This window comes from Marinospirillum insulare DSM 21763, from assembly GCF_000686905.1.
Lineage (GTDB): Bacteria > Pseudomonadota > Gammaproteobacteria > Pseudomonadales > Halomonadaceae > Marinospirillum > Marinospirillum insulare.
Genome location: NZ_JMLW01000008.1, coordinates 100,014 through 111,139, shown reverse-complemented (window position 1 = coordinate 111,139; position 11,126 = coordinate 100,014). Strand labels below are relative to the sequence as shown.

At 41.8% G+C, this 11,126-nt stretch carries 9 protein-coding genes and 1 pseudogene; 5 read left to right on the top strand and 5 right to left on the bottom strand.

Annotated features, from left to right (window positions below; genetic code table 11):
• A pseudogene (locus BP27_RS16935) lies at nt 1-232 on the bottom strand (ISL3 family transposase); the annotation flags it as partial.
• Nucleotides 233-412: 180 nt separating this feature from the next.
• On the opposite strand from BP27_RS16935, the gene BP27_RS0104800 reads away from it, so the two are divergent.
• The 3 genes from BP27_RS0104800 to BP27_RS0104790 all read left to right on the top strand — a co-directional run bounded on the left by BP27_RS0104800 (nt 413) and on the right by BP27_RS0104790 (nt 3,600).
• On the top strand, nt 413-1,906 hold the full coding sequence (locus tag BP27_RS0104800) for a hypothetical protein (RefSeq protein WP_027850586.1): 1,494 nt from the start codon (nt 413-415) through the stop codon (nt 1,904-1,906).
• Nucleotides 1,907-2,060: 154 nt separating this feature from the next.
• Nucleotides 2,061-2,870, top strand: coding sequence for a sugar nucleotide-binding protein (locus BP27_RS0104795; RefSeq protein WP_027850585.1), 810 nt, complete (start codon nt 2,061-2,063; stop codon nt 2,868-2,870).
• Nucleotides 2,848-3,600 (top strand): lysophospholipid acyltransferase family protein, encoded by a 753-nt coding sequence (locus BP27_RS0104790; RefSeq protein WP_027850584.1) that lies wholly within the window; start codon nt 2,848-2,850, stop codon nt 3,598-3,600. Before BP27_RS0104795 ends, BP27_RS0104790 begins: the two co-directional genes overlap by 23 nt.
• A 62-nt stretch (nt 3,601-3,662) precedes the next feature.
• Here the strand turns inward: BP27_RS0104790 and fabB are convergent, their stop codons facing one another.
• A complete protein-coding gene (gene fabB / locus BP27_RS0104785) occupies nt 3,663-4,883 on the bottom strand; it encodes a beta-ketoacyl-ACP synthase I (protein ID WP_027850583.1) in 1,221 nt (406 codons plus the stop codon).
• Between the two features lie 15 nt (nt 4,884-4,898).
• Nucleotides 4,899-5,414: a 3-hydroxyacyl-[acyl-carrier-protein] dehydratase FabA gene (gene fabA, locus BP27_RS0104780; RefSeq protein WP_027850582.1), complete on the bottom strand. Its 516-nt coding sequence runs from the start codon at nt 5,412-5,414 to the stop codon at nt 4,899-4,901.
• A 211-nt stretch (nt 5,415-5,625) separates the two neighbouring features.
• Here fabA and BP27_RS0104775 point away from each other — a divergent pair, with 211 nt between their 5' ends.
• On the top strand, nt 5,626-7,191 hold the full coding sequence (locus tag BP27_RS0104775) for a methyl-accepting chemotaxis protein (RefSeq protein WP_027850581.1): 1,566 nt from the start codon (nt 5,626-5,628) through the stop codon (nt 7,189-7,191).
• Between the two features lie 133 nt (nt 7,192-7,324).
• The gene (locus tag BP27_RS15245; protein WP_160169817.1) at nt 7,325-8,980 is read left to right on the top strand and encodes a putative bifunctional diguanylate cyclase/phosphodiesterase; all 1,656 of its coding nucleotides are present in this window, start codon (nt 7,325-7,327) and stop codon (nt 8,978-8,980) included.
• On the opposite strand, the gene BP27_RS0104765 is transcribed toward BP27_RS15245, so the two are convergent.
• Together BP27_RS0104765 and BP27_RS0104760 are read right to left on the bottom strand one after the other, a co-directional pair.
• On the bottom strand, nt 8,973-10,451 hold the full coding sequence (locus tag BP27_RS0104765) for a methyl-accepting chemotaxis protein (RefSeq protein WP_027850580.1): 1,479 nt from the start codon (nt 10,449-10,451) through the stop codon (nt 8,973-8,975). The two genes, BP27_RS15245 and BP27_RS0104765, sit on opposite strands and share 8 nt — an antisense overlap.
• Nucleotides 10,452-10,454: 3 nt before the next feature.
• Nucleotides 10,455-10,973: a PAS domain-containing protein gene (locus tag BP27_RS0104760; RefSeq protein WP_027850579.1), complete on the bottom strand. Its 519-nt coding sequence runs from the start codon at nt 10,971-10,973 to the stop codon at nt 10,455-10,457.
• Between the last annotated feature and the right edge of the window lie 153 nt (nt 10,974-11,126).

Here is an 11,126-nt window from a genome sequence, read left to right as displayed (position 1 = left end):
GCAGTAACGTGGTCGTTCGCTGACCATAAGGCACGTGGGCAAGACGCCTATCAATAGTGCCACGTGAATTGCCACAAGCAGCGCACTCAGGGCAAGGCTCTGGCGATTGAGCGAAACGGCACTCAATAACAGCGTGTTTTTCAGTAATATGCTGTCCAGTGGCAACAAGGCCGAGTTTATTTAATTGGCAAAAGGTGGAAAGGTCAGGGGTAGAAAAGGTAAGATTGCTCATGTCGGGGGACTTAGTTTTGTTTGTGTTGGAACTTACATTCTCTAAGAAACCCGACTCCTTTTCTAGTGAGCCAGATCTTTTCTACACCCTTAAATGCGAAGAGCCACTTTTACAGCTATTTATTTGTAAAGAATCATGTTTTCTATATACTCAATAAAATTTTTAAGGGGGGGGCTGTTAATGATCCAAAGCATCAGGGTTATATTAAGTAGAATAAGTTGGGTTCTAGTTTTTTCATTATTATGCTCTGGTTTTGCTTGGGCAGAAAACTACCAAGGGCAGGGCTCTACTCGTGAACAAGCCAGAGAAGATTTAGCTCAACAAATTTTAACCACCGTAAAAAGCCAGTTTGAGTCTGATATTCAAATTGAAGAAGGTGCTTTTACAAAAAATGTTAGTCAATCCTCCAAGCAATCTTCTAATGTAATTTTAACTGGCGTTAAGGTTAAGCAAACAGACGATGGCCAATATTTAGCTACCTTAAATAAAGCCCAGTTTAGAAAAGATGCAGCCTTAACCTTAAACAAAGTCATTGCTGCCTGTAAAACCCAGCTCCCTGAAGCTTGGCAACCAAGACGCCAAGTGCTAACCCAGTGTGTTCAAGATGTAGATGCAGCCATTAGTATGGCTAGGGTGGTAGGTAAAAAATCTGAGATAAACCAGCTTAGCGAGCTAAGAACCAACATTTATAACGAGTACAATAAGGCACTTGTTGTAATAGCTAGCACACCCGAAGTTGGTTATAGCCTAGATGGAAAAACCTTTAGTAATGGTAGCAGTCATCGTGTAAACAGTGGTGAACATACCATTATTTGGCAGGATCAAGGTTACTGTAAACACCAAGAAACATTTACTATTAAAGCAGGTGAAGAAATAAGCTTCAATCCTAAGCTAGGTAGAACACCGCAAATCACCTTTTTAAGCCCAAACTTAGATGCCTACCTTACAGTGAATGGTAAGGATGCCACCTTAGGTGAAGTACATGAGCTAGAAGAATGTCATGGCATGATTACTTATTCTATTAGCAATGACTATGATTCTAAAACAGATAAAATTAGGCTTAAGCCCAATCTAAGTAAAGAAGTTAACCAGCGGCTTTTAACTGAACAGGAAGCGGCTAAAATAAAGCAGCGTAAAGAAGCTGCAGAAGCCAAGTTAAAAGCAAGGCAGGAAAGAACTGCCAATTATACTAATGCCTATACAGACTTAAACGCACTGCAATTAATTTATGGCTACTCAGTGGCTAGTAAATATGAAAATACTCACCGCCTAAGACTAGAAGCCATTAAAAACTTTAGTGCTATACGTTATGGTTTGGGTGTTATGTATGGTAGCTCTACAGATTCTCAGGAGTACGAAATTTATGCTCAGGCTGCCTTACAGTTGCCAGAATTTGGTGGTCACCCACTGAGCATTTATGGTTGGTCTTTTGTACCTTATGCAGGCGCTGAGCTAGGTTTAGGTTATCATGAGCGCTACCACGAAAAGCTTAAAACTAAAACACATAAGTTTGCCTCTAGCAGCGAATTTAGTCGTGACAAACTAGTGGTTAGGTATTTGGCAGGGTTAGATATTCCTGTTAGTAAAGAGCTAGCAGTTAAGCTGCAAGCTAGTAAGCAAACCAGTATGGAAAAATCCATAGAGTTTAGTTTAGGTATCAGCATGCACTACTAGCTCCAAATAGCTCCAAACAGGGCAGTTTGGACAAGCAACTAAAAAAAAGAGTAAACTACTCACTAGCGCTACTAAGAAAACTTAAATTGTTTTAGCCCCCACCTTTATAGGTTGGGGCTTTTTTATCTTTAGTTAAATAAACCATAGGTGCTGTATGCGTATTCTGCTCTATTCAGATTACCCAGCTTTGTTAGAAGCATTACAAAATGAGTCTCGTCGCTACTCAGGGCTAGAGATCATTCAAGCACACCCAGAAACTGAGGCATTAACCCTTCCTGACTTTCAATTTATGCTTCTAGCTCCTCTTGGCACCACTGCCGAGGCGGGCGCACCAAGCTGCACCTCTAACCAACTAGATTTATGGCAAGAAAAAGTTTCTGCACTGGTTGAGCTTTGTAGTCTAAGACAGGCACAAATTATACTTATTTCGTCAGACTTGGTTTTCTCTCCTGAGCAGTTAAATATTAGTGAGCTAGACTCACCAAGCAACACCTCTTTACTAGCAAAAAGCCTCTTAGATATAGAAAGCAAAGTAGCAGAGCTGCCTAAATCTATTATTTTGCGTACAGCTCCCAGCCTTAGCGCTTCTTGTACAGGCGGCCTTGCCCAGCTCATTGCTAGATGTAAAGCTTACAAACCTGCTGAAACCCTTGCCTACCGAGGTTTGCAACCATTAGATGATTTAGCCAGGGTTCTACTCGGCATTATTTTGCAAATAGATGCTGGAGCAAAAGCTTGGGGGCTTTATCATTACGCAGGTAACGAAGCCGTTACTCAAGACGAGCTTTGTTCTACCTTAGCTGGCTATCTAAATATTGAAGACTACCCAAAGGCATCCTCTAGCAGCCATAAAAGCATGTCGAGCCAACATTTGTTAGATACCTTTGGTGTGCACCCTCGCGCATGGCGAGAAAAACTACCTAAATTAGTGGAGCAGCTGAATGAGCCAGCCAAAACCTCGTAAACCTCGCCCTTTAGGCAGTATTTTATTCTACTTTGGCTACCTAGTTGCCTTGCTGGTGATCGGGGCACCCATGGCTATTTTGTCTATTCCTCTACCTCTAAGGCAGCGTTTCTCATTACTCAACATCTACAATCGCTTTGTACTCTTTTGGCTTAGAATAACTTGTGGTATTGAATACCGCTTTGAAGGTTTAGAAAATATACCCAGCGGCAACCATGTAATGATTGCTAACCACCAAAGTGAATGGGAAACCATTATTCTTCACACACTTAAGCCACCACTTTGTACCGTTTTGAAGCAAGAGCTACTAAACATACCTATTTTTGGTTGGGGGCTACGTTTAATCAAGCCCATTCCGCTAGATAGAAGCCAGCCGGCTAAAATGTTGCGTAAAGTTTTAAAGGTAGGTGGTGAAAGGCTTGATGAGGGTTTATCAGTACTTATTTTTCCTGAAGGTACGCGTGTTGCACCGGGTAAACGCAAACCATTTAGTAAAAGTGCAGCCATGATAGCTTGCAAAGCAAAAGTACCTTTAGTGCCTGTTGCACATAATGCTGGTGAGCATTGGAACCCTAAAAGCTGGATTAAAATGTCTGGTAGATTAACCCTGCGAATAGGCAAACCCATCTCAACGATTGACCGTAGAGCCGACGAGGTAATTGCAGAAGCTGAAGCTTGGGTCGAAAAACAGCTAGTAGAAATATCCGCTATTCCTCGCCCGCCTCAATAAAAAAACCACCCCAAACCTATAAAAGTTGGGGTGGTTTTCATGCTATAAGTTAAAAACTTAACCTACTGATAACGCTTAAACACTAAACAAGCGTTGGTTCCGCCAAACCCAAAACTGTTAGAAAGCACAGTGTTCAAGGTTACATTTTCACGCGCCTTACCAATAACAATGTCTAAACCTTCTGCGGCTTCATCTAGCTTGTCTACATTTGCAGAAGCTGCAATAAAGTTATTTTCCATCATTATTAATGAGTAAATAGCTTCTTGAACACTCGTTGCACCTAATGAGTGACCCGTTAAAGACTTAGTAGAACTCAAGGCTGGGCAAGCATCACCAAACACTTCACGTATAGCGGTTAATTCCGCCATATCACCTACAGGTGTAGAGGTGCCGTGAGTATTAATATAGTCAATCTTCTCGCCTTCTAAGCCAGCCATGGCTTGTTGCATACAGCGTACAGCGCCTTCGCCTGATGGTGCGACCATATCGTAACCATCAGAGGTTGCACCATAACCAACCAGCTCACCATAAATTTTGGCTCCACGGGCTTTAGCATGCTCTAACTCTTCCAGCACTAGCATGCCGCCACCGCCAGCAATAACAAAACCATCACGATCTGCATCGTAAGCTCGCGATGCTTTTTCAGGCGTTTCATTGTAGCTGGTTGAAAGAGCACCCATGGCATCAAATAAAGAAGACATGGTCCAATGCTCTTCTTCACCGCCACCAGCAAATACCACGTCTTGCTTACCTAGCTGAATCATCTCCATTGCATTACCAATACAGTGAGCCGAAGTAGCACAGGCAGAAGAAATAGAGTAGTTCACACCCTTAATTTTAAAAGGCGTAGCTAAGCAAGCAGAAACCGTACTGCCCATGGTGCGAGTAACGCGATAAGGCCCTACACGACGCAAACCCTTTTCACGCAATACATCAGCTGCTTCAACTTGGTTAGCTGAAGAGGCACCACCCGAGCCAGCAATAAGCCCAGTGCGCACATTAGACACCTGGTCTTCCGTTAAACCGGAATCTTCTACTGCTTGCTGCATAGACAAATAAGCAAAGGCAGCTGCATCACCCATAAAGCGCTTTAGCTTACGATCAATCAGTTCATCTAAGTTTAAATCTATACTGCCTGCAACCTGGCTACGGAAGCCCATATCTGCATATTCTTGCTTAAACTTAATACCAGAGCGCCCCTGACGTAGTGAATCAAGAACACTTGCTTTGTCTGACCCCAGGCATGAAACAATACCTAGCCCAGTAACGACGACTCGTTTCATTAATTTATCCTCTCGTTAGAAGCCACTAGTACTGGAAAATAAACCAACACGCAAATCCTTTGCTTCATAAATTTTACGACCGTCCACTTCCATTACGCCATCAGCAATACCTAAAATTAGTCTGCGGCTCATGGTGCGTTTAATGTCGATACGGTAGGTAACTAGTTTGGCAGAGGGTAATACTTGGCCTGTAAATTTAACCTCTCCACTACCTAGGGCACGTCCACGACCTGGGTTACCCTGCCAGCCTAAATAAAAGCCAACCAGTTGCCACATAGCATCTAAACCTAAGCAGCCAGGCATAACTGGGTCACCAGGAAAGTGGCAATCAAAAAACCACAGATCAGGCTTGATATCTAACTCTGCAATAATCTGTCCTTTACCATAAGACCCGCCATCTTTATCAATAGTAAGAATACGGTCTAGCATTAGCATGTTAGGCATGGGTAGTTGGGCGTTGCCAGGACCAAAAAGTTCACCACGGCCGCAAGCTAAAAGTTCTTCGTAAGTATAAGAGTTTTGTTGGGTCACTAGATATTTCCGTTTTTAGATTCTTGTTTAGGGGTATTAGAATTAAGTTTACTGACGAGCTTAGTTTACTGACAAAGTTACTAATTTGCATCCGCTCCCACTTAATTGATATCAAGTTATAACACTTAATCTACATCCAAGCCCTTAACCTGTTACAATATACAAATCTAATATTCCATTAAATACGGCAGCACTAGCGACCCAAGTTACCATGAAAATAAACCTGCCAGTTACTGACAAAGCAATCGATTTAACCAACCAAGACCGATTGGTTTCTACTACTAATCTCAAAGGCACTACCACCTACGCCAATGATGATTTTCAGCGTATTAGTGGCTTTTCTAGCGAAGAGCTAGTAGGCAAAAACCACAATATCGTACGCCACCCAGACATGCCTCCTTTAGCTTTTGCTGACCTCTGGTCCCGTATTAAGGCAGGCGATTCATGGATGGGCGTAGTAAAAAACCGCTGTAAAAATGGTGATACCTATTGGGTAGATGCTTACGTTTCACCCATTTTTGAAAACAACCAGCATGTTGGTTATCAATCTGTCAGGGTAAAACCAGAAGAAAGCTTAGTAGAGCGTGCTGAAAAAACCTACACAGCTATACGCACAGGAAAACAAAAAGCACCACGCAAACGCTGGTCTGCTTATGGCTTGCTTTTAGGTTTAATTTTACTACAAATTCTTTCTACCCTAACCACACTTTACCTAGTTGATAGTCGAAGCTTGGCAGGTTTAACTGTTGGTTTTTTTGGGCTCATCATCTTGGGCTCTGCTGCAGTGTTTCTTAACCCCCTTAAAAACATCTACCAGAAAGCCCTTAACCTTGTTGATAACCCAGTTGCCCAACAAGTTTATAGCGGTAGCATGAATGAGTTTGGTGCACTTGATTTAGCACTACGCATGCAAGAAGCACAATTAAGAACTGTGATAGGCCGAGTTCAAGACGCTACCAGCTCTTTAGATGAAGTTGCCACCAGCACAGATAAAGCGATGCAACAATCAGAACAAAGTGTAGGCAACCAAGAAGCTCACTTAAACGATCTAGCAAGCATGATAGAGCAACTCGACATTAGCATTAGAGAAATAGATCAAAGCATTGAGGGCATCAACCAAGCCAGCCAACACATGGACCAAGAAACTCATAGAGGTCAAACAAGTGTTGAGGCTAGTGTAGCTAGTGTACAACGCATGGCAGATAGTTATGACTTAGCAACAAGCAGTATTGAAAACCTAAGAGAAGACGCTGACTCCATTAGCGATAGCATTAGTGCCATCACAGACATAGCAGACCAAACCAACCTCCTTGCCTTAAATGCTGCCATTGAAGCGGCTAGAGCTGGCGAGTCTGGGCGTGGGTTTGCGGTAGTAGCTGATGCAGTTCGACAACTAGCTAGCAGTACGCAAGACGTAACTGAAACCATTACTAACCGTATAAAAGTTATTCAGCAAAATATCAGCCAAGCAGTAAAACAGATGGATGAAAGCCATCAAGAAAGCCAGAACACAGTTGAACAAATAGTAAAAGCCGGACAAGTGCTCAGTGAAATGACTACTGCTGCTGACCAGGTACTTAATTCCAGTCAGCGTGTTGCTACAGCTGTTCATCAACAATCTCAGGCTAGCAGTAGTGTTATAGAAAGCTTACAACAATTGCGTGAAGTTGCAGAAAGTACGCGCGCGCAGGCTGCTACCACTTCGCAAAGTACAGACAACTTAACTGAGCAAATTAGGCAAATGCACTCTTTAGCTAAAGCCTTTTCGAGTAAATAGCTAGATGAGCAACCTGTCTGTTTCAATAAGTGGCTTGCTCCTTCTGTTAGTTTTTTTGCTGGTTTTTAGTTTTTTTCTAGGGCAGTGGTTTAAAAACTACCGTAATCGTTCAAAAAAGATAGCCCTAACTTTAATGACAGAGGTTTTTGACTACACCCACGATGGTGTAACCATTACCGATACTACAGGCACTATTATAGCTGTTAACCGTACATTTACTCAGGTAACCGGCTACAGTGAAAAAGAAGTCTTAGGTGAAAACCCACGTATTCTAAGCTCTGGCTATCACGATAAAAACTTCTATAAAGACTACTGGCAAGCCTTAACCACTAAAGGAATTTGGCAAGGTGAAATATGGAATCGTCGTAAAGACGGTGAAGTCTACCTTGAATGGTTAACCTGCAAGGCTGTAAAAAACAACCAAGGTAAAATAACCCACTTTGTTGCCATTTTTAGCGACATTACAGAGCACCGCCGACAAGAGGCGCGACTAGCACAAGCAACAGAAAACGACCGCCTAACTGGCTTACCTAATACTGCCAGCCTTTTAAGAAAACTGTCTAAGAACCTGCCTAATCTTCAAAGGCAGTGGTGCGTACTTTTACTTGATATAAATAATTTTAAACTCGTTAACTCTAGTTATGGCTTTACTGTTGGAGACCAGCTTTTAAATAACATCGCTAAGCGCTTACAAAAATGTAGCAGTCAAGGTTTGGTCGCTCGCCACTCAGCTGATGTGTTTATTCTTGCAGCACCAATAGCTAACAGCAGTGAAGCCGATCAACTGGCAGAAATTACAGGGTTAAGAAAGTGCCTAAGTAAACCCTTTTCTATATTAGGTCGTCTAATGGAGTTCAGTATCTCTATAGGCGTTACAATTTGGGAAGATGCTAGCCTTACAAGTAGTTCTGTTTTACAAGAAGCTGAACTAGCCTTGCATGCAGCTAAAAGCAAAGGCGCAGGAAAAACACGCTTTTTTAGTGAAGATTTACGGTCAGAAAAGAATCCTTTAGCTTACTTACAAGGGCTACGTGAAGCCTTAAGTAAAAATGAGTTGAGTCTTTTTTATCAGCCTCTTATTGCCGCAAATACTGAAGAAATTCACGCATTAGAAGTTTTGCTTCGCTGGATTCATCCAACCTTAGGGACTATTCCACCCGACCACTTTATCCCCTTAGCAGAACGTCATGGCTTAATGGAGTCTCTTGGCCATTGGGTAATGCAGCAAGCATTAAAACAATATGCTCAATGGCAAAAAGAAGGAGTTGCTCCTGCCTGTATAGCTATTAACGTATCGCCTATTGAATTTCAGAGTGAGTATTTTGTAGGTAACCTTCTTAAGGCTTTGGAAGACAATCAAATAGAACCCAGTTGTTTAGAGCTAGAGCTGACGGAAGGAGTGTTTGTAGAACAAAACTCCGCCAACCTAGAAAAGCTAAATGAACTATCATCTAGAGGCGTTAACCTTGCTATTGATGACTTTGGAACCGGCTACTCTTCTTTAGCTTATTTAAAGCACCTGCCAGTTAACCAGTTAAAAATTGATAGAGCTTTTGTTAAAGGCTTACCAAAAAACCAAGCAGATAAAGCTATCGTTGAATCTACCTTGGCACTTTGCCGTGGTTTAAAAATGAGCGTAGTTGCTGAAGGTGTGGAAAATAAAGAACAAGCCGATTACTTGCGCCAAGAAGGTTGTGACTTTATTCAAGGCTACTTTTATGGTCGACCTGTGGATACAGAGCAAACTGGCCTTAGACTAAGAAAACTAAAAACTCAACAAGCTAGCTAGTTAGCTTTTGTTTATTGTAACGCTGGTGAACTAAGTTACTTAGACCCTTGAGTAGATCCTGGCTTAGGTTTTCTGCTTCACTCATGATTGCCACTAGTTGCTCGTGTTTTATAGCACTAGATTGATGGTAAAGTGCTGTAGCTTCTGCAACCTTTTGCTGCATTAAGCTATGGTTTTCTTTTAGTTGTTCTAAGCCATATAAACTCGAGCTATTATTTTCTAAAGACTGGTTTAGCCACTTGTGTAAACGACTAGTCACCGCCTCTGCTGTTTGAGCAGTTAAGTTTTCAGACTGGTTAAAAGTTGCGTAGTTGCGCTGTTTGTTAATAACATGATCTACTTTTAACAAAGAAGCGAAGCTTAAATCTTTAATGTATTCTACCTGAAGTAAAGTTTGGCTAGCATCTTCTGCTACTTCAGCAAAACGCTGCTGAAAACCTTCTACTTCACTCATAATTTGCTCAGCTAGTTCTTTGCTTTCTCTAGCGCCTTCTAAAGAAGTACCAACCTGTTCATTAAAGCCCTGTAATGTTGCCCCAATACTTAAAGCTGCCTCTTTTGTTTTGTTTGAAAGCTGCTTTACCTCATCGGCCACCACAGCAAAACCTCTGCCTTGTTCACCAGCCCTAGCAGCTTCAATGGATGCATTGAGCGCCAACAAGCTGGTTTGATCCGAAATATCTGTGATTGCTTGCAGGGTGCTAGTTACTGCCTCGCTTTGTTGGTTAAGCTCTTCAACTGTATTTCCCACCAAAATAACGCTGGCAGTAATTTTTTGTAGTAACCCACCTAGTTTTGCGGCGCTTGCCTGGCTGGTTAAAGCATTTTCAGTATTTTTTTCAGAAGACCAAGCAATGCTATTCATTAGTTCGCTAATTTCTTTTAAGTCTTGCTGACTTAGCTGTAAGTTTTCGCGTAAATTATGCGTATTTAATTTATGTAACTGAGTCGCTAAGCGGTTTTGCTCTGTAAAAGTTTCATTTTCTTGCATGGCCTGTATAGATTGATTGACACTTTTTAGGGATAAAGCAAACTCTCCTGGTAAACCCTTTGGCATAGCTTTGCGTGAATAGTTTTTTTCTGCTACTGCAGCAAATGCAGAGTTTACTTCTTTAAAGTAGGTTTCAATTAGGTCTAAAAAGTCATTAAGATCCCAACTAACCTGCCCCACTTCTCCTAAACCTTTAGTACGCGTTATTCGGTGATGCATTTCACCTACTCTTGCTTTCTGTAAGGCTGAATAAATAAGTGACAAGGTCATTAAAGGTTTATGGGAATAACGCGCTACATAGACAGTAAACAACAAAGCCAGCACTGAAGGAACCACTATCCAAACCCAGCTAGAGCTAAAGTAAGCTGCCAAAGCTGTAACGAGTGTTAAAAAGTTAAAAATAATACAAACAATTAAAAATTTACTACCTAAAAAGGGAATACCTTTTGAAACATGAGGGCTTTTAGCTGCTTGAAACATAGGCTACTCCTCTAGGGCTTCAAGTCGTGTCAGTAAGTCATTGTAGCTACACCCCTGCTGCACTATTTTTTCTTTAAGCCACAAGTAAGAAGCCTCAGGTGCACGACTGGCAGACTCTTTAGATTCAATTTCAAGCATTTTTTTATACCATTCGCTCACCTGCTTTACTGCTGCATAATTAGGTCGGCGACGCACAGAAAAATAGCCAGCTAAACTAGAGTCGGCTCTCAAGTCTGGGGTTATATTGGCAAAAACCCAATAAAACCCGCCATCGGAGGTGAGGTTTTTTACATAACCAAAAAATTCCTGCTTTTGCTGCAGGGTGTACCATAAAAGACGGAAAACACCTCTTGGCATATCTTTATGACGAATTAAGTTATGTGGCTTACCTAATAGCTCTGGTTCAGCATAACCAGCTATTTGCATAAACCGCCTGTTAGCGTAAGTAATTCGACCTTTAGGATCCGTTTTACTGACTATTATGTCGCTTTCACTGAGCTTAACTTCACGCCCACGATCCATTAGCTTACTCCCAACTCAATCGATTCTTTAGGATACTAGTGGAGCGCAAGCATGAATGCCTAAAAATCGAATGAAAGCTTAATTTAGATCAATAAGCCTAAAACCTAGCCACACAAGTTATACACACGACTTATCCCCATTTGTACACAGAGA